This window comes from Stenotrophomonas tumulicola (assembly GCF_014117215.1).
Classification (GTDB): Bacteria; Pseudomonadota; Gammaproteobacteria; order Xanthomonadales; family Xanthomonadaceae; genus Stenotrophomonas; species Stenotrophomonas tumulicola.
Genome location: NZ_JACGXS010000001.1, coordinates 1 through 26,206, shown reverse-complemented (window position 1 = coordinate 26,206; position 26,206 = coordinate 1). Strand labels below are relative to the sequence as shown.

At 62.8% G+C, this 26,206-nt stretch carries 20 protein-coding genes, 1 tRNA gene and 1 pseudogene; 9 read left to right on the top strand and 13 right to left on the bottom strand.

The window, feature by feature from the left end; genetic code table 11:
• Positions 1-133: 133 nt before the first annotated feature.
• From H4O11_RS00110 to H4O11_RS00095, 4 genes are all read right to left on the bottom strand, one after another.
• Positions 134-1,015 carry a LysR substrate-binding domain-containing protein gene (locus H4O11_RS00110; RefSeq protein ID WP_182337398.1) on the bottom strand — a complete coding sequence of 294 codons (882 nt, stop codon included), beginning with the start codon at positions 1,013-1,015 and terminating at the stop codon, positions 134-136.
• Between the two features lie 85 nt (positions 1,016-1,100).
• Positions 1,101-3,548, bottom strand: coding sequence for a sodium:solute symporter family protein (locus H4O11_RS00105; protein ID WP_182337397.1), 2,448 nt, complete (start codon positions 3,546-3,548; stop codon positions 1,101-1,103).
• 85 nt (positions 3,549-3,633) lie between these two features.
• Positions 3,634-4,491, bottom strand: a complete 858-nt coding sequence (locus tag H4O11_RS00100) for an HpcH/HpaI aldolase/citrate lyase family protein (RefSeq protein ID WP_182337396.1) — start codon at positions 4,489-4,491, stop codon at positions 3,634-3,636.
• Between the two features lie 132 nt (positions 4,492-4,623).
• Positions 4,624-6,006, bottom strand: a complete 1,383-nt coding sequence (locus H4O11_RS00095) for a serine hydrolase domain-containing protein (RefSeq protein WP_182337395.1) — start codon at positions 6,004-6,006, stop codon at positions 4,624-4,626.
• Positions 6,007-6,151: 145 nt separating this feature from the next.
• Here H4O11_RS00095 and H4O11_RS00090 point away from each other — a divergent pair, with 145 nt between their 5' ends.
• The 5 genes from H4O11_RS00090 (at position 6,152) to H4O11_RS00070 (ending at position 11,038) form a co-directional block, all read left to right on the top strand.
• On the top strand, positions 6,152-7,282 hold the full coding sequence (locus tag H4O11_RS00090) for an alpha/beta fold hydrolase (RefSeq protein ID WP_182337394.1): 1,131 nt from the start codon (positions 6,152-6,154) through the stop codon (positions 7,280-7,282).
• A gap of 13 nt (positions 7,283-7,295) precedes the next feature.
• Positions 7,296-7,634, top strand: a complete 339-nt coding sequence (locus H4O11_RS00085) for a hypothetical protein (RefSeq protein ID WP_182337393.1) — start codon at positions 7,296-7,298, stop codon at positions 7,632-7,634.
• Positions 7,635-7,670: 36 nt separating this feature from the next.
• Positions 7,671-8,096, top strand: a complete 426-nt coding sequence (locus H4O11_RS00080) for a VOC family protein (protein WP_182337392.1) — start codon at positions 7,671-7,673, stop codon at positions 8,094-8,096.
• Between the two features lie 444 nt (positions 8,097-8,540).
• Positions 8,541-8,951, top strand: a complete 411-nt coding sequence (locus H4O11_RS00075) for a hypothetical protein (protein ID WP_182337391.1) — start codon at positions 8,541-8,543, stop codon at positions 8,949-8,951.
• A gap of 1,379 nt (positions 8,952-10,330) precedes the next feature.
• The gene (locus H4O11_RS00070; RefSeq protein WP_182337390.1) at positions 10,331-11,038 is read left to right on the top strand and encodes a hypothetical protein; all 708 of its coding nucleotides are present in this window, start codon (positions 10,331-10,333) and stop codon (positions 11,036-11,038) included.
• Between the two features lie 280 nt (positions 11,039-11,318).
• Here H4O11_RS00070 and H4O11_RS00065 read toward each other — a convergent pair.
• Positions 11,319-11,519 (bottom strand): annotated as a pseudogene (locus H4O11_RS00065) (DUF1153 domain-containing protein); the annotation flags it as partial.
• Positions 11,520-11,911: 392 nt separating this feature from the next.
• Here H4O11_RS00065 and H4O11_RS00060 point away from each other — a divergent pair.
• Positions 11,912-13,726, top strand: a complete 1,815-nt coding sequence (locus H4O11_RS00060; RefSeq protein ID WP_182337389.1) for an AAA family ATPase — start codon at positions 11,912-11,914, stop codon at positions 13,724-13,726.
• 70 nt (positions 13,727-13,796) lie between these two features.
• Here H4O11_RS00060 and H4O11_RS00055 read toward each other — a convergent pair whose 3' ends face one another.
• Positions 13,797-14,075, bottom strand: a complete 279-nt coding sequence (locus H4O11_RS00055) for a hypothetical protein (protein WP_182337388.1) — start codon at positions 14,073-14,075, stop codon at positions 13,797-13,799.
• Positions 14,076-14,352: 277 nt separating this feature from the next.
• Positions 14,353-14,428, bottom strand: a tRNA-Thr gene (locus H4O11_RS00050).
• 116 nt (positions 14,429-14,544) lie between these two features.
• Between H4O11_RS00050 and H4O11_RS00045 the strand changes: the two genes are divergently transcribed.
• Positions 14,545-15,501, top strand: a complete 957-nt coding sequence (locus tag H4O11_RS00045) for a hypothetical protein (RefSeq protein WP_182337387.1) — start codon at positions 14,545-14,547, stop codon at positions 15,499-15,501.
• Positions 15,498-16,241, top strand: coding sequence for a hypothetical protein (locus tag H4O11_RS00040; protein WP_182337386.1), 744 nt, complete (start codon positions 15,498-15,500; stop codon positions 16,239-16,241). Before H4O11_RS00045 ends, H4O11_RS00040 begins: the two co-directional genes overlap by 4 nt.
• A gap of 69 nt (positions 16,242-16,310) precedes the next feature.
• On the opposite strand, the gene H4O11_RS00035 is transcribed toward H4O11_RS00040, so the two are convergent.
• From H4O11_RS00035 to murJ, 6 genes are all read right to left on the bottom strand, one after another.
• The gene (locus H4O11_RS00035; RefSeq protein WP_182337385.1) at positions 16,311-18,194 is read right to left on the bottom strand and encodes a M61 family metallopeptidase; all 1,884 of its coding nucleotides are present in this window, start codon (positions 18,192-18,194) and stop codon (positions 16,311-16,313) included.
• 250 nt (positions 18,195-18,444) lie between these two features.
• On the bottom strand, positions 18,445-19,395 hold the full coding sequence (ispH, locus tag H4O11_RS00030) for a 4-hydroxy-3-methylbut-2-enyl diphosphate reductase (RefSeq protein ID WP_182337384.1): 951 nt from the start codon (positions 19,393-19,395) through the stop codon (positions 18,445-18,447).
• 36 nt (positions 19,396-19,431) lie between these two features.
• A complete protein-coding gene (gene lspA / locus H4O11_RS00025) occupies positions 19,432-19,950 on the bottom strand; it encodes a signal peptidase II (protein ID WP_182337383.1) in 519 nt (172 codons plus the stop codon).
• Complete coding sequence (gene ileS, locus H4O11_RS00020; protein WP_182337382.1) at positions 19,950-22,781, bottom strand: isoleucine--tRNA ligase; 2,832 nt, start codon at positions 22,779-22,781, stop codon at positions 19,950-19,952. Before ileS ends, lspA begins: the two co-directional genes overlap by 1 nt.
• Positions 22,778-23,725: a bifunctional riboflavin kinase/FAD synthetase gene (locus tag H4O11_RS00015; RefSeq protein WP_182337381.1), complete on the bottom strand. Its 948-nt coding sequence runs from the start codon at positions 23,723-23,725 to the stop codon at positions 22,778-22,780. Before H4O11_RS00015 ends, ileS begins: the two co-directional genes overlap by 4 nt.
• Positions 23,726-23,800: 75 nt before the next feature.
• Positions 23,801-25,393, bottom strand: coding sequence for a murein biosynthesis integral membrane protein MurJ (murJ, locus tag H4O11_RS00010; RefSeq protein ID WP_182338360.1), 1,593 nt, complete (start codon positions 25,391-25,393; stop codon positions 23,801-23,803).
• Between the two features lie 116 nt (positions 25,394-25,509).
• Here murJ and rpsT point away from each other — a divergent pair, with 116 nt between their 5' ends.
• Complete coding sequence (rpsT, locus tag H4O11_RS00005; protein ID WP_166924970.1) at positions 25,510-25,779, top strand: 30S ribosomal protein S20; 270 nt, start codon at positions 25,510-25,512, stop codon at positions 25,777-25,779.
• Positions 25,780-26,206: the final 427 nt, after the last annotated feature.

The following is a 26,206-nucleotide window of genomic DNA, read 5'->3' as shown; positions in this document are numbered from 1 at the left end:
GGGCGTCCACGTACTGTCCGGGAATGAGGCGAGAGCCTAGGCGTGGCTCCGTGGCGATAGAAGCGCGGTTTCGTATGTTCAATGACTAGTATTTGTTTCGGTCAGCCCAGCAAGCCCCGCCAGGCCCCTGCTTTCAGCGCTGCCGCTCGCTCAGGACGACACGACCTTCTTCGAGCAGGACACTCACCAGGCGGATACGGACGGACGAACGCGACCACACCATGCCGATACGGCGCGGTTCGCTGCGCTGCGGCAAAGGAATGCGCACCACGTTCAGGCCTTCCGGCCAAGGCTTGGCCCAGTCCGGCACCAGCGAAACGCCAAGCCCGCGGTCGACCATCACCGCGATGGCATTGAGAGCGTTCAGTTCGAAGCGCTCGCGCGGCACGATCCCGGCCAGGCGCAGATATTCGTCTGCCTGGCGACCGCCCCACTCGTGGCGGTCATATCGAATCAACGGCTGTTCGCGCAGCAATGCATGCGGATCGCAGCCAACCATATGGGCGGGTGCCAGCACCACCAGCGGCTCTTCCCTCAGCAACTGCCAGTTGCAGGTCTTGGGCAGGGCGAACGGCGCCTGCAGGACCATCGCGGCGTCCAGATCGCCGGCTTCCACCGCACGATACAGATCAGCCGAATAACCCGGCTTGATGAAAACGTTTATCTGCGGAAAGGTCGCCACCATCCGCGACAGGATGTCCGGCAGCAGTCCCGCCAGCGCGGTAGGACAGGCGCCCAACCGCAGCTCGCCGGCAAGGTCGTTCTCGTTGGCCACGCTGCGCAGGTCGGCCACGCTGCGCAGCAGGTCACGCGCCCGTTGCAGGATGCGCGCGCCGTCTTCGGTGACACTGACCGTCCGCCCGGAGCGGGCGATCAGCGGCGCGCCCAACTCGCGCTCCAGCGTACGGATCTGCTGCGCCACGGCAGCAGGCGTGATGTGCAGGGAACGCGCGGCCGCAGCCATCGAGCCGCGATCCACGACCGTTACGAATGTATTGAGAAACTGGGTTTCCACGGATTGCCCTCTCAGCCCGCCAGCACGCTACACCAGCCACCAGCGCAATGCGATCCAATCGGCACGCGGCCCACATCGGCGGCCGTCATGCGCTGGCTGCCTCTGCAGGGGTATCGCGGTAAATGGTCAGGCCCTTGAGCGACTGCGCCGGAGCCGGGAAGAACAAACTCGCCACGTAGCCGATCACGATGCACAGCAGGATCGATATGGCCAGGTAGAAATAGGGGTGCACCAGGTCCATGGTCCAGCAGGCCAAGGTGACCAGGATCGAGCCGGCCACGCCGATGGCCACGCCCGGCGCATTGGCGCGACGGGTGAACATGCCCAGCGTGTACGCGCCTGCAAAGCCGCCACCGAGCAGGCCAGCCAGTTCAATGGAGACATCGAACAGCGAATGGATGTCATAGCGGCTCATCAACAGCGCGATCCCGATGCCGATGAAACCCACCCCGACACCGGACCATTCGGCGATGCGCACGGCGGTCTTGTCGTTCGGATCCTTGACCAGCTTCTGGTAGAAATCCACCGAGACCAGCGTGGAGATGGAATTGATGATGCTGGACAGGGTCGACATGGCCGCAGCGAAGATGCCGGCGATGATCAGCCCGGTGACCCCCGCCGGCAACTCGGCGGCAATGAACAATGGGAACGTGGCATCGATGGGCAGCAACGGGTTCAACCGTTCCGGATTGTTGCGGTAGTACATCCACAGTGCGGTACCGATGCCATAGAACACGAAACCGCCCGGTATCATGATCGCCGCGAATGTCCAGATCGAACGGCCCGCCTCCTTGTCCGAGCGGGTGGACAGGGTCCGCTGCATCAACACCTGGTCCTTGGGGAAGGTAAGTACCACGTCGAATACGACCAGGAAGATGAAACCCCACACCGTGGCCTTGGTCAGGTCGAAGCTGAAATCGAACAGCCGGGTCTTGTCTTCGGCCGCAGCGGCGCTGAGCAGTTGCGGCAGGTCGCCACCGGCATGCAGGAAGATGAAGCCGATCGCGAACAGGGCGCCGCCGAACATCACCACTACCTGGACCACGTCGGTCCAGATCACGGCCTTGGAACCACCAGCGGTGGAGTAGATGATGGTGAATACCCCCATCAGCATGATCGACCAGACAACGTCGACACCGGTGATGGTGGAGATCGCCAGCGCCGGCAGGAACAGGATCACGCTCATGCGGCTGCCGATCTGCATCACGATGCACAGCGCACTGGACAGCATGCGGATGGCCGGATGGAAACGGGTTTCCAGATAGGAGAACACGCTCATCAGATCCAAGCGGCGCAGCAACGGCACGATCCAGATGGCCACGAACATCAGCCCTGTCACCGCGATCAGGTTGTTGGTCATGTATTGCCAGTTGGTGTCGAAGGCCTTGGCCGGGATGGCGATGAAGCTGATCGAGCTGGTATTGGTTGCATACAGGCTGATACCGGCGGCCCAGAAGGGGATCGAACGGCCACCGACGAAGAAGTCGGCGGTGGTATTGGAGTTCCGGTCGCGCAGGTAGAAATAGAAGCCCATGCCGAGCATGGCCAGCAGGTAGATGCCGATCACCGTCCAGTCGAGCCAGCGCAGCAGGTGCTTGCCGCCCTGCATTTCGGCGTACTGGAACCGGGTGCCTGCGGCGCCGGGGCTTGCCCATGCAAGGCCATTGCCCCAGGCGGTAACGGCTACTGGATCGCTGGCCAGCGTATCGTCCAGCGTGGCCCAGGCGCTGGTAATGGTATGGAAGGTGCGGGCATGGACCTGGCCTTGCGCGTCCTTGACCAACATCAGCAGGTGCGCCTGGCCCAACGCGCGCATCGAGCCGGCAATGATCTGCCCTTCTGGCGATGTCACCTGCCGCCAGTTGTCGTCCGGGGTCCAGCGCCACAGCTGGTCACCCTGCCCCGGGATGCCGACACCGGCGTACAGCGCGCCCTTCTGGGCCTGCAACGCATGGGGAACGCCGACCTGCGGCCAGGCCGCCAGGCGCTGCCATGCAACGTCGGCCGCTGACGCGCTGCGACGGTACAGGTGGGTAACGCCGGCGGCGTCATTACCGGCCACGTACAGTGCATCGCCGAGCGCCGCCGCGTGGGCAGCATCCAGGACGACCGGCAATGGCAGTGGCTCGCCGGCAACAAGAGTGGCCGCCTCCACGCCCACCGGCTGCAGCACCGTGGCGGCTTCCCTGCTGCCCAGCAGGTAGGCCTGGCCGGCAGCGTGCACGCTTCCCTGCAGCACCATGCCACCGTCGTTCGACGCGTAGGCCAGTGGCTCCCACGCCGTGCCGTCGGCAGCCAGCGCCCAGGCGTCCTGTTTGCTGAAGGCAACGGTGCGCCCCTCTACGTTGACCAGGCCCGCAGGCACAAGCTGTACCGGCAGCATAGGCAGGCTGCCGGACTTGACCGTGGTCAGGCTGTCAGCAGCGGCCGTGCCACTTGCCGCCAGCAGGACGAGCGCGGCGACCAGCCGGAACTGGCGTCCGACATGCCGGAGCACGGTTGAGGCGAAGACGAATGATGCAGGCTTGAGCATGGGGTCACCCGGGAAAAGCGTGGGAGGGCCCATGCAGGCCGTCACGCGATGAAAGGAGGCAGTCATGGTGTCCGGGATGCCGCGATCAGTCCGCAGCAGCACGGACCGAAGCCAGGATGGCTTCGGCACGGCGCAGGAATGGCAGATCGATCATCCGTCCTTCGAACAGGAAAGCGCCATGACGCCGTGTGGCGGCTTCAGCAGACGCGGCCACGATCCGACGTGCCTCCTCGACCATGTCCGCCGATACGCTGAAGGTGGCATTGGCAATGCCGACCTGGCGCGGATGGATGCAACTCTTGCCGATGAATCCCAGTTGCTGCGCCAGCATTGCCTCGGCGCGGAAGCCATCGAGATCGGCCACGTCAGGATAAGCGCCGTCACAGGCGAACACCCCGGCCTCGGCGGCGGCCATCCTCAACGCGAACAGGGTGGCATGCACGTTCACCGGCTCGCGGCTGATGCCATTGGGCGCGAACAGATCGCCCAGCCCCAGCTGGAGGCCGACCACGCGCGGCGTCGCCACGGCCAGTTCGGCCGCGATGCGCAGGCCCCTGGGGGTCTCGATATTGATCAACAGGCCGATCGGACGCTGCACGGCATTGTCACGTTCGCTCTGTTCCAGCCGCGCAATGACTTTCAGCAACTGCGGCACCGATTCGATCTTCGGGATGTTCAGCAGTGCAACGGCGGGCAGCGCCACGGCAGCGAGGTCCGCCTCGAAGTGCGGGCTGTCGGTGGCATTGGTCCGCACGATCAGCATCTTTGCGCTGGCGCCGGCCTGCGGACGCTGCAGGAAGTCCCCCACGTGGCGGCGGGCCTGGTCCTTGCCGGCTTCGGGAACCGAATCTTCCAGGTCAAACGACAGCGCGTCGGCCTCGCTGGCCATGGCCTTGTGGAACAACTCCGGACGGGCACCGGGTACGAAAAGCTTGCTGCGCATGGTTTTCCCTCATCAACCAGCGCAGTCTGCAGAATTAGAACGCCTGAAAAAGCGCATTCCCCGACATTCATTGCATAGCTTTTGTTGCGAGTGGCGCGCTTTCGCCCAGGTCCATGCGCTGGACGCGCCACCTCAAGGCAAGCGTTGGGTCACGTAGTTCACGGTGTTTTCCATTGCGGCCGGGTCGACGTTGCTCAGTCCGATCACGACATAGCCGGCGGCAGGTTTCACATTCAGGATCGCATTCGCCCCCGGCGCCCCACCCTCATGGCCGAACTGCCGCTGCCCACCCTCGCCACTTACCATGAATCCATAGCCGTACCAGGCCTTGTTGTTCTGCGCGCGGGTGGCCGCCTCAAGGGACCTGGCGGACAGCAACGTGCCGTTATTCAATGCGGTCGCAAACCGCATCAGATCGCCCGTGGTGGTGTATCCGCCACCGGCTGCCGTGCCGCGCCAGGGCAGCGATTCCGTTTCCCTCGTCCATCGTCCATCGGTGCGGGTGTAGGCATGCGCGCGCCGGGGCACGGCTTCAGACTCCGGCTCCGCCCCGGTCGAAGACATGCCCGCGGGGCGATAGACATGCTGCTCTACGTAGTCGTAATAACTGGTGCCGCTGACCGCCTCGATGACCGAGCCCAGCAGGATGTAACCGTAGTTCGAATAGGCATCCTGTGAACCCGGCTCGAACTCCAGTGGCCTGGCAGAAAAGGCTCCCCAGTAATCCCGGTGCGTCCTGAGCGTGCCCGATATCCGGTTGAACCCCTCGCCGAATATCTCCCCGGTGCCGCCGGTGTGGTTCAACAGCTGGCGCACGGTGACCGCATCGGCCACGGCACGGTTGGGGTAGTCCGGCAGGTACGTCGACAGGGGTTTATCCAGTGACACCTTGCCTCCGTCAACAAGCTGCAGGATGGCAACGGCGGTGAACATCTTGCCAAGCGAGGCAAACCGGAACTGCGTCGTCGGCGAGACAGCAACCGATGCCTCACGGTCGGCCAGCCCGCCATGCCATTCGAACAGCGGTTGGCCATTGCGTGCCAGCAGGAAGCTCCCCGCCACCTTGTCGTCGGCCAACAGCACGTCCAGCCGTCGCCTAGCTTCTTCGGCCAGCGCGTCCAGCGCCATGGGCCGGGGCTTGAATGCTTCGGGCATCGGCGCGCCTTCCAGCTGCCGCTTCACCTTCAAGGGGGAACCGGGAACCATCTCGAAGGTTGCCAGGATGGCCCTGCCCCACTCCGACACAAGCAACACCTGCGTGTCCGTCGGCGCGCTGCGCCTGACCTCGGCCACCTGCAGGCTGCCAATGGACTCGCGGATATCCAGGTCATCCTGGACGTCCTGGGTGAGGTGGTACCTGGTATTGAATGCTTCGAACTGGCTGCGCTCAGCAGAATTGTGCGCGGCCAGCCACATATCGAATGCATCTTTGGCCTCGTTGCCGGAGGCGGCCCCGGCAGCAACACCGAGGGGCAACAGGAAGCATGTCACCAAAGCAAATCTGGCCAGTTTCATTCTCACCCGATCCTTCATTCTTCAGTAGTCTTCTGCATCCGGCGATGCGCCTGCAGCAGGATCTGCAGGCCGGGCAAGCGTGGCGCCCCTTGCCGCGGAGCATGCCACAATCAGCGTCGACCGCCCTGTCCGGTAAAGGAGACTGATGAAAACGCCGCTTCTCGGGTTTATATCCATTGCCGTTGCAGGTTTGGCTTGCATCCCCGCATCCGTGTCGGCAGCGGCAGTTCCTGCGCCGCACAATCGCACCGAGGCCACCGCGATCGTGGCGGAGATGCGCCGGGTGGTGGCCGACAATGGCATCGAGCGGCTCGAGAAGGTCCGTATCGGCGGCATCGACCAATGGGTATCCATACGTGGCAACGACCGCCGGAACCCGGTGCTGCTGATGCTGCACGGCGGACCGGGCTGGGTCGCGATGCCGACCAGCTGGTACTTCCAGCGGGGCTGGGAAGAGTATTTCACCGTGGTGCAATGGGACCAGCGCGGCGCGGGAAAAACCTATTCTGCCAATGATCCGCACACGGTGGCACCCACCATGACCCGCGAGCGCATGGTCGCCGATACCGAGGAAATGGTGGCGTGGCTGCGCAGGGAATTCGAGAAAGAGAAGATCTTCGTGCTTGGCCACTCCTGGGGCAGTTATCTCGGGCTTGAACTGGCACAACGCCGACCGGAATGGCTGCATGCCTATATCGGCATGGGGCAGGTTTCGAACGCGCCCGAGAGCGAGCGCCGCGGCTGGTCATGGACGCTGCAGCAGGCCCGGCGCGACGGCAACGCACAGGCCATCGCCGAGCTGGAAGCGCTTGCCCCCTACGCACAGGGCAGCGCACCGGTTCCGCTCGACAGCCTGTTCAAACAGCGAAAATGGCTGAACCACTATGGCGGCATGGTGCACAACCGCAAAGGCGGCGATGCCGAAGCGGCAGCGATAAGCCTCTCGCCCGAGTACACCGACCTTGACGTTGCCGGGGTATGGAAAGGTAACGACTTCTCGACGCAACACCTGCTGGCCGACGTGCTGACGCTGGACATGACGACGGTCCGCTCGCTCGATACGCCGCTGTTCCTGTTCCTGGGACGTCACGACCACAATGTCTCGTCGGCGCTGGCTGCAGAGTGGTTCCAGGCCGTGCAGGCACCCCGCAAGCAACTGGTCTGGTTCGAGCAATCCGCCCATGAGGTCATGATCGAAGAGCCCGGCAAGACACTGCTCACGCTGGTGCAGCAGGTCCGCCCCATCGCCGAACGTGCTGGCGACGTCGCGCCATGAAGGAGCACGCGCCATGAGCCTGATATCCCGCCTTCTGCGCTGCAGCGCCACGCCAACTGGCCGCCGCGTCCTGTTCGCGGTTACGACGGTGGCCGCCGTCATCGTGGCCTGCAACCCGCAGTTGCTGCCGCTGCTGCCGGTCATCGATGCCGTCGGCCTGGATGTCCTGGTGTTGCTGTTGGGTGCCCAGGTAATGGCCACGGCACCGTGGCTACGCGACCATGCCACGCGGGGTGCCCGGCAGGCCTGCCGAGTGCTCGCTGCCCTGCTGGCCGGTGCCATCGGAGGCTATCTGCGGCAGCTTGTCTTCGGCATCGCGCGTGGGACGGTCGTCATCGGGCGACCTGCATGACCAGGAAGCATTCCTGATCCCCTGGAGGAAACCTTGATGGATAGGCCATTCGTTGTTGAACGCATCGACCACCTGGTGTTCCGCGTACGCGACCTGCAACGAAGCGTGGACTTCTACCGCGAGGTACTCGGGTGCGAGGTGGTGCGGCGACGCGATCACCTGGGGCTGGTCCACCTGCGGGCGGGCGTGTCGATGATCGACTTGATCAGCCTTGATGGAACATTGGGCAGCCAGGGCGGCCGGGGGCCAGGCGAGGACGGACGCAACGTGGACCATCTGTGCCTGCGCATAGAGCCCTTTGATGAGCCAGCACTGGTCGCCCACCTGGCACGGCATGGCATCTCGTCGCGCGGACCAGCCGAGGTCAATTTCGGCGCCGAGGGAGACGGGCCATCGCTGTATTTCAGGGACCCTGATGGCAATGCGATCGAGTTGAAGGGGCCTTCGGTCGTTTCGGGATAATACTGCTGCGAAGCGCAGGCCTGGGCCCCTCTGCACCGACACTTGCAGCGCCTGGCGGCTCAGTCTGAAGCGTCGATGGCGATCTACGCAGGATGACGGCATCGAATGGTCATTCGCTTCACGTTTTCCTGCTCACACAACGCAACAGATCTGCATATTTCCTCATGTACACGGGCAAGAATCCTGCGCAGGATGGTCGGGCTGGCGCGATTGGCGTCAGCCGGGATTGGCGTCCCGATCATATTTCTATGCGGTTAGCTCTGTTGTTGCCCCTAGGGCACGGCGGAGAATGCACTGCCTTGCCGGTTACATGGCGGGCGGTGTGCGGGGATCGATCTCCCGATCCGCCGGTTTTTCGCATAGAAGTTGTCCGGTACGCCAACCCGCACCGTCCGCCACCCTGCGCTACGGCGCAGGTGGCCTCCTTGTGACGCGAGGCTACCGATGACCGATTCCTCCCCCGCCAGTGAGCGCCTGCAGGCCCTGATAGGCGACGCCATTCACGACCTCTCGCCCCACTTTGTCAGGAAGCTTGATCGCCTCCTGGCCGATCAGGATGACAAGGAAACCACCACCGACCGCGTGGTGAACCTCTTCGGCGACCGGCATCGCGCCCAAGGCCACCCTCGTTCTGAAGCGACATGGGCACCTGCCAACGGGCAGGACCAGGCCGCCTCGATCAGCCGCAAGTTCGCCGGCCTGAGCGCGATCATGCAGATACTGGAGGCCGCGCATCATTGCCGGGAAGAGGACACCAACGAGCCAGTGCTGGGCGTGCATCTGGTGGAAGGATTGCTGATGGCTGGCCGGGAGCTGTTCGACGCAGTGGATGACGGTCTATCTGGCGCCGGGTAATTGGATGCAGCCGCCCGTCGCCGAGGCGTCGGGCGGTCCAGCGCTTGATCTCTTTCTCCATCACTGTGCTCATCGGCGTCTTCTTTGGAGAAAGAACACATGTGAGCAGATTATTAGTGGGTCATTACACTACGCATTACGAGGCCACCCATTTGGGCATTGAGTAGCTTTCCGACCAGTACGATCTACTTGGCATCCTTTAGATATCTCAGAACCATCTACTCAAGCAGACCCTACCGCCGACAAGACAGCATCAATTCCGACGTCTGTACAGATCCGAAGCGCGCGCTCTCGGGCTTCAGAGGCCGTCAGTCGCCCTGCCATCTTCAAAATGTTTCGGTTGAAAACTCCGAATCAAGCGAAATTCTGTTCACAACTTCCTCCTGAATGCGGCGATGCAACTCAAAAGCCAGACCTAGTCGCACCATATCTCCAGCAGGTACCGTACTTGAAGCCTCGTGCCCATCCAACGCCTAGCAGTAGTAAAAGTTGGCGTACTCGTCAATGAAGCTCTGGGCGTTGACAGTGCCGTGCGCAAATTCTCTAACAAGCCTCGTCATCTTGATGAGCCCTACATCATTATCCATGTTCCACGCAGTTCCTCTGCCATTTTTATTGGAAGCCAAGGGGTCCCACCGGCATTGTTTACTCCTAACACATGGGCATGCGGCTGCTGCGCACGCGGATCGGGATGGGTTGATGGTTTATGTCCTCCATCTATACGCACCCCAGTAGGCTGACCATCAGGCCCTTTCGCCTGAACGAAGCGGCCATCCGGAGATCCTTCAATTTTTCCACCTAGAATGCATCTACGAAACGGTTGCCGATGAGATCGGTGGGCAGCTGTATCAGGATGTAGTCTGCCGGGCATTGCGCGGCAATGCAGCACAGCGTGATCATCAAGGGTGATACGTATCGCAAAAATGGGAGGTTAAGCAGACGTATGGCGACGAGCGTGATAGCTTCAGCGATATGTTTCCTCGTAACATGACAAGGATTGTGTCGATGGGAATGCATTCAGGGACTCACTATTTTTGCCCTCCGCCTGCTCGCCTGGAATGCTCCGAAGACGATGTTTGGGGCGCTCACGAAGTCAGGGTAGAGGTGCCGCCAGACTTGGCTTGTTATCAGTTCAGGGCCGCGGAAGCTTTGGTGCTTCAGGCGATGCCTTACCTTGAACTTCTCGCGCATCGTTTGAACATGACGTCAGGGGACGTGTCTTTCTGTACGGATTCTCCTGCGGTTACGATTAGGAAGTCCTCCCTTCTGCGCATTTGCCGGCAACAGCGACCATTGCAAAGAGTATCTTTGCGCTGCCCGGTGAGATGGGTATCCGCCAAGCCATGCGGTCGAGTTCAGACAAACATGTGCGGGGTGCCGTGATGCGTTTCAATTGGATTGTCTTTGCGTTGGTGTTCGCAGCTACGCTGGCCGGGTGCTCGAACGAGCCTGCAGAAACGGATAGTGGTCAATCAACGGGTCGTCAGCAGATGGGTGCGTCCGCGGCTGGGAAAGCTCAGGCACCATCGTCAAGCTCTCAATCTCACTTGACGCCTAAGCATTATCTTTCGGCAAGCCCGACCGCTCTTGCCTCTCGACTTTGTGTGGGTGAATGCCAGCGGCCTGGTCCTTTAGAGGCAAAAACCACGGAAGAGGCTGAATGGCTGATTCGACATCGATATCCGACCGCTGCAGAACTTGAAATTATGCGCACGCAGTCCCTTGATGTGTTGAAACAGGAAACCTCCGCTGGCAATACGGCTGCTGCTGCAGTGCTGGGTAAGCGCATTTCTTTGGAGAGGAACTTTTTGGACGGACAGGTTATTCTCCGGGATCAGGCACTTTCCGGAAACATCTACGCGTTCTATGCCATATCGGAGTCGTATCGCGAAGCAAAGAGCCCAAACCTCATAGACAGCGCCGCATATCTCCGGGTAGCCTACATTTTAGGCGACCACAAGGCGGCAACTGAATTGGCGAGGATGGGGCTCACTTCGGCGGAGCTCGCCGCAGCTGATTCACGGGCATCCCAACTGTATAAGGGATTCGCAGGCGACCAAGTGCCGGATCCCAGGCCTCAGGAGTAAGGTGTTTCGGCTAGTTTCCTGGCAACCGCCTTAACGCGAACAGGCGCACCTCGGGGCGCCTGTTTTATTTGAGGATGCTCTGAACAATCAGCTTTGAGCCCGGAGCTCTCGGGCCAAGCTCGATCTGCTAACGACTGACACCCCAGATTGATAATGTTCTGCTGTTTTGGAGGTGCTAGCGTGCACCTCCAGGCGGATTTATCCTTCCTGCCAGCCCTTCAACTGGAAGATCCGCTGCACGGTGTTCTTGTTCATGCCAAGCAACGCAGCCACAGTGCTATACGTCCTCCGGTTTGGCCCGCAAGGCATTCTCCATGCCACGCTTGCCGTCCTCGACCCAGCTTTCGATCTCAGCCGGGGTCAGGTCGAACTGGCGACCGGCAGCGGCCACCGTCGTCTTGCCTTGGATGATCTCAAGGCCCAGCGCCGACTCGCGCCGGGCGGTCCAGCGCTTGATCTCTTCTTCCATCATTTCGCTCATCGGTGTCTCCTTCGGGGAAAGTAACACCTGAGCAGGAAATCAGTGGGTCATTACATCCAAGCCTTATGCCCTGAAGGCTGCACACGCAGGATCAGTCCGCGAACCTGAGCGTCCCTGAGCTCGTAGGGGCGCTCTCGGGGCTCAGCTGTGAGAACGATGCGCTTGGTGAGGGGGGATGACATCAGGCAACCTGTCCATAAGTGGCGATAGGGCCAACTTAGGACAGGATGCGAGGCGGTGTTTGGATGCGGATTGTCCGCATTGCAGAACGGGAGAGATCTCTTGTGCGCCCAGGCTACCTCAGTCGGATGAGGAGACGGAACCGCTTACATCGTAGAGAGAACGCCGTTTCCTCAGGTAACATCTCCCACACATTGGCGGGAGGGAGATCCATGAGCAGGGACTACGAACTAACCGGCGTCAAGGTGCAGTTTTTCCGACGTTTGAGACTTGCAGACGTAATACTCCGAGGACTCAATCTCGTTGTGGGCGGCAACAGTTCCGGAAAGAGCAGCCTGCTTCAGGCAATTCATTTCGGCGTCAGCGTTGCAACAGCGCGCAGAGTTACGGAAAAAGAGACATTCTCTCAAGACGCGCTTCTATACTGCCCTTCCAATGATTTCACAGAACTTCGCCATGCCACTCCCTACACTAACCAAACGCACTGGGGGTCGCTCACTTTCCTAGCAAAAACGCCATCACAAACTGTTGTAGAACATAGGATAAGCATCTATCGAGCCAGGAACAAAGGAAACGTCGGTTGCAGAAGGACGGGAGATGTTCGACTGGGCCAACTCGTCAGCGATCCCAGCCGCCCCTTTAGCGTCTATGTCCCCGGCCTTGCCGGCATATCGCGCGTGGAAGAATTTCGATCCGAAGGCGTCGTCCGCCGAGGCGTAGCAGGCGGAGACGCCAACCTCTATCTTAGAAACGTCTTACTTCTTATAAAGCAGAAGGGAAGGCTACCGACGCTACTCGAGCAAGTAAAACAGGTTTTTCCTGCGTTCCTGATCCAGATTGACTTCAATCAACAAGTTGATGTTGGGATCGAGGTAAAGGTTACGGATGGCACACAGTTTGTTCCGCTCGAGCTCGCGGGCACGGGCCTCCTCCAAGCCTTGCAGATCTTTTCATACATCACTCTTTTTGAGCCGACAGTTCTACTGCTAGACGAGCCAGACGCCCATCTTCATCCCAACAATCAAGTAGCACTGGCTCGAGCCCTCATACACGCGTCAAAACACACCGATACACAGATCATTTGTTCAACGCACTCCAGAAACCTAGTCGAGGCTTTGAACGATGAGGCTCAGTTCATCTGGCTCCGGGAAGGAACCATAGCTGAGCAAGGAACGTACATGCCGCTTGTCCCTCTGCTCATGGATATAGGCGCGTTTGATAGCCTTGACCGAATCAAAGGAGGTAGAACCGATTGGTTCGTTCTTTCCGAAGATTCTGACATGAGCATGCTTCAAATTTTATTCCAGCATGCGGGCTTCCCTGCCAATCGTAGTGAGTTTCGTAGCTATGGAACTAGCTCTAAGCTCGAAGCAGCGCTGGCGCTCGCGACGTATCTTAGAGAGCTCTGGCCCGCGACCAATGTGATCATTCATAGAGACCGAGATTTCATGACAGCCGAGGAGGCTGAAACGGTTGCGGATAAAATACGGGGAGCTGATGCAATTCCGTTTATCACGATGGGCAGTGATGTCGAGTCGTATTTCACCGGCCCTACGCATGTGGCCTTGCTCCTCGGAGTCAGCCGTGAGGCGACTGAGGGTTGGCTCTCGCAGGTCGCGCAACTGAACCACAATGATGCTGTGGTTAGCTATGTCCGCAAACGCGACGAGATCAAGCACTTACTGTACAGAGGCAGGAGCGATCAGGCACCCAGCACGACCCAACTTATGGGAAATCAAGTACCCCTCCCGTCGAGCCACTTGAGGGGTAAAGACATGCTCAAATGGATCCGCCCGCAGCTTGCCAGTGACGAGAGAAAAGTTCAGCTGATTCAGCCTACGCCGGCACTAGACCTCTCCGATCTCATTGCAATCCGCCTTGCAGCCCAGTCCAACACCAACCAGATATCAACTGGCCGTATCCCGCGAGCCCTAGCCACTCCAAGCCAGCCCCAGCAAGCTCAGCCTAGCCCGTTGCCGATCCCTCAACTTCCACCGGCACGAGGGATAGATTCAGGGGCGCCGTAGAGGTTCTCCAACGAACCGTTCTAAAGACAGTCGGTCTCCAAAGGGACTTATCAACACGACCTCAGAAAAATCACCCCCGTTTTAAATCCCGGGCAATAGCAGCCACTTGACGCCGCAGTGCTGTATCGGCGGGCAGCGCTGGGATTTGATTTTCGGGGAGAAGCTGCTGGACACCGGTGGGGTCGTGATCTGCCTCGAGTGCGCCATTTACTGCGTCGTGGGCACGAGACAGAGCCTCCTCTCGCCCCATGCCCTTGGCTACCCACGTCGCTGCAACCTCCTCAATTGCCTCTTGCACGCTCTCCGCGTATTCCTGCTCCGCCTGCTCAAGATGCATCTCTTTGTTCATAGCTGTTCCTGCCTACATCTCGTGTCTTTCGATTATCGACATCGATGGGAATCTTTCAAGCAGCAAGCCATCCCTACGAATGCGTGCTTTACGTAAGTAGCTGAGAAGCCAAGTGATCAGGACCAACGCGCCCCATTCGCTCGGAAGCGAACCATCCGCAATAGAGAACATGAGCGTCGACCAATGATCGGCTTGCAGCGAATCCCTTTCGCATCAACGAGTTCCAACATTCGTCCAAACAAAAAGCCCCGACCAGGGCCGGGGCTTTTCGTACAACTGGTGCCGGAAATAGGAATCGAACCTACGACCTACGCATTACGAATGCGCCGCTCTACCAACTGAGCTATTCCGGCTGAGCAGGCAATTCTAGAGGCTCGCCGGGGGCCGGTCAATCCGGCCGGTGAACGCGACAGGGTGCTGCTGCCGGCTGTAGTACCCTGCCCCGCCCGAACGGATCCTCACCGCGAACGTGAAGAAAATTCTCTGGTTCTGGGGCGCGTTCATGCTGTTCTTCGCGCTGCCCTTCCCCTGCGTCATCTACTTCAGCACCTCCTGGCCGATGCCCCTGTCACAGCGTGCCGAACCCTGGTGGGCGCTGACCCTGCTGGCGATCTCGCTCGCCCTGTGGCTGGTGCTGCTGTACCAGTTCCTGGACAAGCTGCTGCTGGGCCCGGTACGTGCGCTGCAGCGCGTGCGCGGCATCCTGGTTGGCGGCGTGACGCGCAGCGCGCGGGTGGAGCACGCCGGGCAAACCGGCGCGCAGGTTCGTGGCTTCGCGCAATGGAAGCTGCGGCTTGTCTTCGACAACCTGTCCGGCAGCCCGATCACCGACGAGCTGGTGGTGGTGGATACCAAGCCGGAGCAGCGTCGCTTCGACATCGGCAGGACGTTGACGGTCCGGCTCAGTCGCGCCCCAGGCGTCGTGCCGAACCTGGTGCTGGAAGGAACAAGGCCGGAAACCGACCGGCGCGCGCTCTGGCTGCGCGGTTTGCTGGGTGCCTGTGCGACGGCAGTAGTGGCCGCCGCCTACATCGCCGCGTGGCGGGTGCAGAATGAAGGCATGGGCTGGACCTTCCTGTCCTTCGGCCATCCCCTGCTGATCTGCCCGTTGGTGCTGTGCAGCTACCTGGTCACCCTGCGCGTGCTGCTGCGACTGATGCAGGGCGATGCCAAGGGCGAATCACTCAAGTTTCGCGGTGTTCGCACCACGGCCAGCGTGCTGGATGTCCGCCAGACCGGTACCTACCTCAACGAGCAACCGCAGGTCGAGTTCAAGCTGGCATTCGACGATGCCAATGGCGTGGCGCGCCAGGCCAGCCTGCGTCGGTTCTGGTCACTGATCGACCTGGCGAACATTCCACGGCATCAACTGGACATCCTGTACGACCCGGAAGACCCGGCCCAGGTGCAGATGGTGAGCCCATGAAGACTCCCTCGACTCCACAGCTTTTCACCATCGTGCTGCTGGTGCTGGCCGGCCTGGCCTTCGCTGGCGGCGCCTGGCAGACCATCGTGCAGACGCTGGAGGCAGGGCCACGCATGGCCACCGCGACGGATGCGCCTGCCCGGCCTGGGCGGTTGCAGACGCCCATCGCGCAGCACCCGCGCCCAAGCGACGATGAAGCGGCGGCGACGCAACCGCCGTCAGCACCGACACCTACGCTACCGCCGGAGCCACGCGGCAACCTGCTGTTCGACCGCGAACGCCTGCTGGCCGCCAAGGCTGCCCTGCAGGCCCTGCCCGGCCTGGAAGCAGGTGATCTCCGCGTCTTCCACAGCATCCACTTCTACGACGACGGGCGCATCAACATCCAGTTGGTGGATCCCGGACAGCCGACCTACGTCGACGAATACCATTTCAAGGACGATGCATGGCAGAAGGGCGAACCGGTGAATCCGCAGCGGATGTCACCGCTGATCACCGTGCAGGCCAACAGTGCGCCGCTGGACAGGATCGACTTCGAAGCGGTGCAGCGCGTGGCCGTGGCCCTGCAGGAACAGCGCGACGCGCTGATGCGCGAGCCAAAGCAGGTGGACCATGTCTACCTGATCGTTTCCAAGGGCGGACGACTGCGCTGGCTGCCCGATGATGTGGCCGGCGACCGTGAAACGGTAAGCATCGGCTTCGATGCGCAGGGCAACGCTACTGGCGTGCGGAAGCGCTGACAGGCAACGCACGGTGGCCAGGCGGGAATGCTCCGGCCCAGCCACCGCGGAACCGCTGGAATCGTTGTATCAGCGGGCCTTCCACAATGCCGACAACCGGTCCGGCGTGCCGGCAATGCGCTCCAGCACCGGGTACTGCGCACCACCGTGGTAATCGATACTGAGCGGCATGATGCGGTCGAAGCTCTTCACCAGCAGGGTGATCGGTGCCTTGCTGTCCCTGGAGCCAGCAACGGCGTCCTTCAGCCGCTCGCTCTTGTACTCGCGGCCATCGATGGCGATCACCGTCATGCCCGGTGCCAGGCCGGCATTGAAGGCCGGGCTGTCCCAGATGACATCACCAACCACGCCGCCATCGGTCACCGTCGCGCCGATCGAATAGGCCAGCATCGCCGACTTGGCGCGGGTTTCCTGGGCCTTGAAGGCTTCGTTCGGGGTATCGCGGTACACGAGTTTCCAGCCGGCCATTTCCAGCCCACCAATCAGCGGGCCATTGCCATCCAGCCGCTCGCGCAGGAATCCGGACCAGTCGCTCGGCGCAATGCCGTTGAGCGTGCTGGCCACATCTTCGAAAGTGTAGGGATTGACGTCCCAGTCGCCGTCGTCCATGCCGAAGAATGCCTTGGCGAAATCATCCAGCCCGCGCTTGCCAGCGGTCAGCGCGCGCAGCTTGCCTTCCACCTCCAGCCACAGCATCTGTCCGCCGGAGTAGTAGTCCTCGCTCATCTGGTAGTTGCGATAAGGCAACGTGCGGCGCTGGGCGATGGTCGGGTCATTGGTGGTGTCCTGCAGCGCGCGCCACGCCAGCCCGGGACGGCCGCGGTCGTACACTGCCGCCACGTTGGCCAGCACGTCGCGGGCCTGCTGCTGGCTCCACAGACCCGACCGCGCAGCCAGCACTTGGCCCCAGAACTGGGTCTGGCCTTCATATACCCACAGCAGGCTGTCGCCCATCGGCGTATTGAAGTTGGCGGTGGCCAGGTCGGCGCCACGGCGATATTTGCCATTCCAGGAATGGTTGAACTCGTGCGGCAACAGGTCGCGGCCCAGCCAGGTCTTGTCCCATTCGGTGAAGTAGCCAACGTCACCGCTGTTCTCGCTGGAACGATGATGCTCCAGGCCGATGCCGCCGAGTTTCCCGGTCAATGCCAGCAGGAACTCGTAATGGTCGAAGTGGCGCGCGCCGTACAGCTTGTCCATCTGCTGCACCAGCGCGCGATGCGCCTTCAGCTGGTCTTCGCTGGCCTTGAGCGATTTTGCGTCATCGGCAAATACATTCAGGTGCACCGGCATGCGGGCACCCGGGTCCAGGTCGAAGCGCTGGTAGTGCGTGCCGGCGAACAGTGGCGAATCCACCAGGTGGTCGTAGCTGATCGGCTTGAACACCACGGTGTCGCCATCACGGCGTTCGGTTTCCAGCGCGGTGGCATAGGACCAGCCGCTGGGCAGGGTGACGCTGGCCTGCACCGTCACGCCATGGGTGTCCACGCCAGCCGGATACAGCGAATTGGCGTTCCACTGCAGGTTGAGCATTTCCGGGGTCATCACCACCCGCCCCTGGCTGCCGCCCTGCGAGGACAGATAGTCAAAGTGGGCCACTACCTCGCTGGCACCTTCCGGCACCTCCACCTTGAATGCATAGACGTTGTACTGGTCGCGCTGCCACTTCAGCGGCTTGCCATTGGCAGTGACCTGCAGGCCAGCCAGCTTGTCGATCGGGCCACTGGGCGAATGATGGCCGGGCAACCACTGCGGATACAGCAGGGTCAGCGGGCCTGGCTTGGCGGGGACGGTGGTGGTGACCTTGAAAATGCGATGGCCGAGGTCACGCGCATCGACGTTGATGCGCAGCGTGCCCGGCCAAGCGCTCTGTGCCGGCGGTGGAGTCTGCGCGAGCGCCGGCACGGCCGTCAGTGAGAGAAGGACGGACAACGCCAGGGCACGGGATTTCATCGGCAGTTCCAGCAAGCGGGGAAGAACACCGATGCTAGGCGCGATGCAGCGCCCTGCCCCATGGCCAAAGGTCATGCACGGGCCGATGGCCTGATGCAGCAAAGCGAATCTGCGTGGTTGACGGGCATGGCCCGTCACTACCCGTACCACGCGGCATGGCACATCACACCGGTAGTGACGGGCCATGCCCGTCACAGGCAACATCCTGCACCACCTTGGTAGTGACGGGCCATGCCCGTCACAGGGGCCGTCAGTCGACCAGCCGCAGCCGCAGTTCCTTGGGCAGCGCGAACACCATCGATTCCGGCTCGCCATCCAGCTCGCCGATACCATCAGCACCCAGTTCGCGCAGGCGCGCCAGCACGCCGTCCACCAGCACCTGGGGTGCCGATGCGCCCGCGGTGACGCCGATGTGCTGCTTGCCGACCACCCACTTCGGGTCGATCTCCTGCGCACCATCGATCAGGTACGACTCCACGCCTTCGCGACGTGCCAGCTCGCTCAGCCGGTTGGAATTGGAGCTGTTCGGCGAGCCGACCACCAGCACCAGGTCGCAACGCGCGGCCAGGTCACGCACGGCATCCTGCCGGTTCTGCGTGGCATAACAGATGTCATCGTTCTTCGGCCCCTGCATGGCAGGGAAGCGCGTGCGCAATGCATCGATGATGCCGCGCGTATCGTCCACCGACAGCGTGGTCTGCGTGGTGTAGGCAAAGTTTTCCGGTTGCTCCAGCACCAGCGTGGCGACCTGCTCCACGTCTTCGACCAGGTAGATCTTCCCGGTGCCGGCCTCCTGGTTCCACTGCCCCATGGTGCCTTCCACTTCCGGGTGCCCGGCATGGCCGATCAGCACCACGTCGCGGCCAGCGCGGCAATGGCGGGCCACTTCGAAGTGCACCTTGGTCACCAGCGGGCAGGTGGCATCGAACACTTTCAGCCCACGGCGATCGGCCTCGGCACGCACCGCCTGCGAAACACCGTGCGCGCTGAAAATCACCGTGTTGTTGTCCGGTACTTCGTCCAGTTCCTCGACGAAGATGGCACCGCGGCTCTTCAGGTCATCGACCACGAAACGGTTGTGCACCACTTCATGGCGCACGTAGATGGGCGCGCCGAGCGTTTCGATCGCGCGCTTGACGATCTCGATCGCACGATCGACACCAGCACAGAAACCACGCGGATTGGCGAGCAGGACATCCATCTATCAACGTCTCCCGGCGTCAGCCGGCTGGGGGGGTTACGGGGTCGTATTATCCGCTTTTTTCTTCGGCTTGCCCTCGAACAGGCCGAATACCGCGATACCGACGGCGCCAACCACGATCGCCGCATCGGCGATGTTGAACGACGGCCAGTAGTGGTCACCGACGTACCACTGGATGAAATCCACCACGTGGCCGTGCACCTGGCGGTCGATGACGTTGCCGATGGCCCCGCCGATCACCAGGGCGAACGGCAGCGCGCTGCGCCAGTTGCCGCGGGCGGTGCCATGTAGCCACCACGCCATCAGCCCGCTGATGCCCACCGCCAGTACGGTGAAGAAGTACTTCTGCCAGCCACCGGCATCACTGAGGAAGCTGAACGCCGCCCCGGTGTTGTAGGTGCGGTACCAGTTCCAGAACCCATCGATGACCGGCACCGGCTGGAACTCGGGCAGGCTGGACAGCACCCAGGCCTTGCTCCACTGGTCCAGCACGATGACCAGCGCCGACAGCAGCAGCCACACCAGCGCATTCGGACGCGGACGCGCGGCGGCCATCAGAACCACCGCCGGTCTTCGCCGGCACCGTCGATGTTGTCGGCGCACCGGCCGCAGATTTCCGGATGCGCGGCCACGCTTCCCACGTCGGCACGGTAGTGCCAGCAACGCGCGCACTTGGTCTTGCTGGTCGGCTGCGCACTGACGAACACTTCGTCGGTGGTGGCCGGGCGCACCTGCACGTCACCGCTGATCAGCAGGAAGCGCAGCTCCTCGGCCAGCGGCTGCCAACGGGCGGCCTGTTCGGCACTGGCCGCCACGGTGATCTCCGCTTCCAGTGCAGCACCGATCGCCCCATTGGCACGCATCGGCTCCAGCACCTTGGACACCTGCTCGCGCAGCGCCAGCAACTGGTCGAAATCGTCCGCGCCCAGCTCGGCGTCGGCCGGCAGCGGGGCCAGGCCGTCGTACCAGGTATCGAACAGCACGTGGCCGCTGCGCTCGCCCGGCAGGTAACCCCACAGTTCATCGGAGGTGAACGTCAGGATCGGGGCGACCCAGCGGGTGAACGCCTCGGCGATGTGGTACATCGCACTCTGCGCCGAACGCCGGCCGCGCGAGTCCTCCTGCATGGTGTACAACCGGTCCTTGGTCACGTCCAGGTACAGCGACCCGAGGTCAACGCTGCAGAAATTCAGCAGCAGCTGCACGATCTCGGCCATGTCGTAGCGTTCGTACGCTGCCTTGATCTTCTCCTGCAGCTCGAACGCGCGGTGCACGATCCAGCGGTCCAGCGCGACCATGTCGTTCAACGGGCGCAGGTGCCTGGCCGGATCGAATCCATCCAGGTTGGACAGCAGGAAACGCGCGGTGTTGCGCAGGCGGCGGTACGCATCGGCGTTGCGCTTGAGGATTTCCTGCGACAGCGACATCTCGTTGCTGTAGTCGGCCGATGCGATCCACAGGCGCAGGATGTCCGCCCCCAGGTTCTTCATGATGTCCTGCGGCTCGATGCCGTTGCCCAGCGACTTGGACATCTTGCGGCCGTGCTCGTCCACGGTGAAACCGTGGGTCAGGCACTGCTTGTACGGGGCATGCCTGTCGATGGCCACGCCGGTCAACAGCGAGGACTGGAACCAGCCGCGGTGCTGGTCGGAACCTTCCAGGTACAGGTCGGCCGGCTTGCCGAATCCACGGGCCAGCAGCACGCCTTCATGGGTAACGCCGGAATCGAACCAGACATCGAGGATGTCGGTGACCTTATCGTAGTCGGCGGCTTCGGCGCCCAGCAGTTCGGCGGCGTCCAGCGAATACCAGACGTCGATGCCTTCGGCCTGCACGCGGTCGGCGACGGCCTGCATCAACTCCACGCTGCGCGGGTGCGGCTCACCGGTGATGCGATGGGTGAACAAGGCGATCGGCACGCCCCAGGTGCGCTGGCGGCTGATGCACCAGTCCGGGCGCCCGTCGACCATGCTCTGGATGCGCGCCTTGCCCCAGGTCGGGAACCAGCCCACCTGGTCGATGGCAGCCAGTGCATCGCTGCGCAGGTTGGCCTTGTCCATCGAGATGAACCACTGCGGCGTGGCGCGGAACACCACCGGCTTCTTGTGGCGCCAGCAATGCGGGTAGCTGTGGGTGATTTCCACGAACGCCAGCAGCGCGCCGGAACCGCGCAGCACCTCCACGATCAGCGGCTGCGCCTTCCACAGATGCACGCCCGCCAGCACGGTGTCACCGGCCGGCGGGGTCGACGGCAGGTACACGCCCGCACCGTCCACCGGATTGATCTCGCCGGCGTGGTAACGCTCCAGCAGGCCGTACTGCTGGCTGACCGCATAGTCTTCCTGGCCATGGCCGGGCGCGGTATGCACCGCGCCGGTACCGTCCTCGTCGGACACATGCGCGCCGTTGAGCAGGGGGATGTCACGCTGCGGATAGAACGGATGTGCCAGCAGCAGGTTTTCCAGCGCCGCACCGGAAGCGTGGCCATGGCTGACCACGTCGGCCACGCCATAGCGCACCAACGAACGACCGGCCAGCGCAGTGGCCAGCACCAGCCAGCGACGCGCACCGTTGTGCGCCGGGCCTTCCACCAGCGAGTACTCGATGTCCGCACCCAACGACACCGCCAGCGACGCCGGCAGGGTCCAAGGGGTAGTGGTCCAGATCGGCACCGCCACTTCCACGCCCTCGGGCAGGTCCACGCCGAAGCGCGCGGCCAGCGCCTTGCTGTCGCGGGCGGCGTAAGCCACGTCGATGGCCGGCGATACCTTGTCCTGGTACTCGATCTCCGCTTCGGCCAGCGCCGAGCCGCAGTCGAAGCACCAGTGCACCGGCTTGGCGCCGCGCACCACGTGGCCGTTGGCGAAGATCTTCGACAACGCGCGGATTTCGTTGGCTTCGAATTCGAAGCTGAGCGTCTTGTACGGGTTGTCCCAATCGCCGGTCACGCCCAGGCGCTTGAAGTCGGCGCGCTGGATTTCGATCTGCTCTTCGGCGAACTCGCGGCACTTCTGCCGGAATTCCACCGCGTCCAGCTTCACCCCGACCTTGCCCCACTTCTTCTCGACCGCGATCTCGATCGGCAGGCCGTGGCAGTCCCAACCCGGAACATAAGGCGCATCGAAGCCGGCCAGGTAGCGCGACTTGACGATGATGTCCTTGAGGATCTTGTTGACCGCATGGCCCAGGTGGATGCGGCCGTTGGCATACGGCGGGCCATCGTGCAGCACGAACAGCGGGCGGCCGGCGGCGTTCGCGCGCAGCTGCGCGTAGAGCCCCTGCTCTTCCCAGCGCGCCAGGATGCCCGGCTCGCGCTTGGGCAGGTCGCCGCGCATCGGGAACTCGGTGGCCGGCAGGTGGAGGGTGGCTTTGTAGTCCTGGCTCACGCAGTGGCTCGCAATCTATGTTCGGAAAGGATGGCGCGCGCCTGTTCGGCATCGCGGTGCATCTGGACGGTCAATGCCGCCAGATCGTTGAATTTCTCTTCGTCGCGCAGCTTGGCGACGAATTCGACTTCGATATGACGACCGTACAGGTCTCCCTGGAAATCGAAAAGGTGCGCCTCCAGCAACGGCTCCACGCCCTGCACCGTGGGCCGGGTGCCGAAGCTGGACACCGACGGCCATGGCTGGTCGAACACGCCATGCACCCAGGTGGCATAGATGCCGGCCAGGGCAGGCGTCTTCGGGAAGCGCAGGTTGGCCGTAGGGAAGCCCAGCGTACGGCCCAACTGGCGCCCGCGCACCACCCGCCCGCTGATGGCGTAGGGACGGCCCAGCAGTTCGCCTGCATGGTCGAAGTCACCGGCCTGCAGCAACTGGCGGATGCGGGTGCTGGAAATGCGCTCGCCGCGCAGGTCCACCGCCTCGATCTCGTTGGCCTCGAAACCATGCGCCGCGCCCATCTGCTGCAGCAGGGCCAGGTCGCCCCGGCGGCGGTTGCCGAACTGGAACTGCGGCCCGATCCACACTTCGCGCGCGGCCAGGCGGCCGACCAGCAACTGGCGGACGAAGTCCTCGGCCTGCATCGCGGCCATCGCGGCATCGAAGCGCAGCAGGCCGATGGCGTCCACGCCCATCTCCCGCAGCATGTCGACCTTGCCGCGCGCCAGCGTCAGCCGCGGCGGCGGCGTGTCCCGGGCAAAGAACTCCCGGGGCAATGGTTCGAATGCCACGGCCACCGCGGCCACCCCGAGCGCACGCGCACGGGCGACGGCGTGGCGCACCAGCGCCCGATGGCCCAGATGCAGGCCGTCGAAGGCACCAATGCAGACCACGCTTCCGTGCGGAACCAGGGGCCCGCCTTCAACGCTTCGAAACAACCTGCTCATCAACTCCGCTCGCGGCACGCAGTGGCCGTCGATTCAACCGTGGTAACCCTGAAGTATAGCCGCCATGGCCGGGGATCAATGCCCACGCAGGTCGCGCGGACGCAGGCCCAGCGCCACCTGGACCAGCAGATAGGCGGCGGCACCGGCCCCGACCAGCAGTGCCAGCGCCCCGATCCGCTCCCACACGGCCATCGGCGAGAACGGCGGCAGCCAGTAAAGCAGGCCCAGCAGCACGGCCACCATCACCACGCAGGACACCAGCAGGCGGACCAGGAAACGGCTCCAGCCGGGGCGGCGCTCATAGACGTCGGTCTTGCCCAGCCAGTACCAGAGCAGCCCGAGGTTCAGGTAACTGGACAGCGCACTGGCGATGCCCAGCGCCAGGTGCAGGCCCGGCTGCTGGCCCAACGCCTGCATCACGCCCTGCGCGCGCAGTTCCTGCGGCACCATCACGTGGTACAGCACGGCCAGCAGGGCGAAGTTGAACACCATGTTGGCGACCAGCGCGGCAATGCCGGCGCGCACCGGGGTACGGGTGTCCTGGCGGGCATAGAAGGCCGGCAACACGACTTTCAGCAGGGCAAAGGCCGGCAGGCCGAAGCTCAAGCCATACACCGCCAGGGCGGTCATGCGGGTGTCGAAAGCGCTGAATGCACCGTGCTGGAAGATCGTGGCGATCAGCGGCTCGGCCAGCAGCAGCAGGCCCAGCATGGCCGGCACGGAAATCAGCAGGGTCATGCGCAGGCCCCAGTCCAGCGCATTGGAGAACCCGGCACGGTCGGTGCCGACGTGGTGGCGGGCCAGCGCTGGCAGGATCACCGTGCCCAGGGCCACCCCGAACACGCCCAGCGGCAGCTCCAGGAAGCGGTCCGCCAGCGACAGCCAGGACTGCGAGCCATCGGTGAGCTTGGCCGCGATGACGGTATCCAGCAGCAGGTTGATCTGCGCCACTGACGAGCCGAACAGGGTCGGGATCATCAGCGTCATCACCCTGCGCACGCCGGGATGGCTCCAGCCCCAGCGCGGCAGGGTCAGCAGGTTGATGCCCTTCAGGGAAGGCAACTGGAACAGCAACTGCAGCACCCCGGCCACCAGCACTGACCAGCCCAGCGCCAGGATCGGCACGTCCATCCGCGGGGCCAGCCACAGCGCACCGGCGATCATGCACAGGTTGAGGATGACCGGGGTCAGCGCCGGCATCGCGAATTTCTGGAAGCTGTTCAGCGCCCCGCCCGCCAGCGCGGTCAACGATACGAAGAACAGGAACGGGAAGGTCAGCCGGAACAGGTCGACCAGCAGGCCCTGCTTGGCCGGATCGGTGTCGGCGCCACTGGCGAACAGGTTGGCCAGCTGCGGCGCGAAGATCAGCGCCAGCGCGGTCACCACCATCAGCACGCCAGCCAGGGTGCCGGCCACGCGGGCCATCAGCTCGCGCAGTTCCTCGTGGCTGCGGGTCTCCTTCACTTCGGTGAACACCGGCACGAAAGCGGTGGCAAAGGAGCCCTCGGCGAACAAACGGCGCAGGAAATTAGGTACCCTGAAGGCGACCCAGAACGCGTCGGTGACCGCGTTCGTACCGAAAGTCGTGGTGATGACGGTGTCCCGCACCAGCCCCAACACCCGCGAAACCATTGTCATGCTGCTGAACGACAGCAGGCCCCGCAGCATCTTGGGTGAACTCACTCAAACATCCTCTTGACAATCGACTTGACGTACATTTTCCGAGTCATCATACTAGCTAGCTTGCTGTCCCCATAACACCGATTTTTCAGGAACCCACCACCGTGGCCAATATCAAGTCCGCCAAGAAGCGCGCCAAGCAGACCGTCGTGCGCAACGCGCGCAACGTGGCTCAGCGCTCGATGCTGCGCACCGCTGTCAAGAAAGTGATCAAGGCTCTGGATGCCAACGATGCTGCCGGCGCAGAAGCCGCATTCACCGTTGCCCAGCCGATCCTCGATCGTTTCAGCGCGCGTGGTCTGATCCACAAGAACAAGGCTGCTCGCCACAAGAGCCGCCTGACCGCCCGTATCAAGGCCCTCAAGGCCGCCTGATCCGGCGAAGCTTCCGGCACCTTCCGGTGCTGGCTGCTGCTTGAAACCCGGCTTCGGCCGGGTTTTTTGTTGCCTGCGATTTGGCTGAGGTTGGCAGCGAACGGCGAAGCCCCTCGTGGTGGGTCGCTCACGGCAGGCTCTACGGGGTTGGCCGGGCGGGAGATTCGTGGCGCCCCACCACGCAAAGGAAAAAAGAAGAGCAGGTCGGTAGCGCCGACCCATGGTCGGCGGAAACCATCCGTTCGCGCCAGCAAAGAGCCGCCGAGCATGGCTCGGCGCTACCGCTCTTCTTTCTTTTCATACGTGGCGGGACGCGCGAGCGAACTCTCAGGGCCGGGCGGGAGGGGTTCGTGGGGGCGTTGAGCGCCATGGATGGCGCGAAACGAGGCCCGCAGGATGCGGCTCTTGCCGTCCCCCACGAAAGATC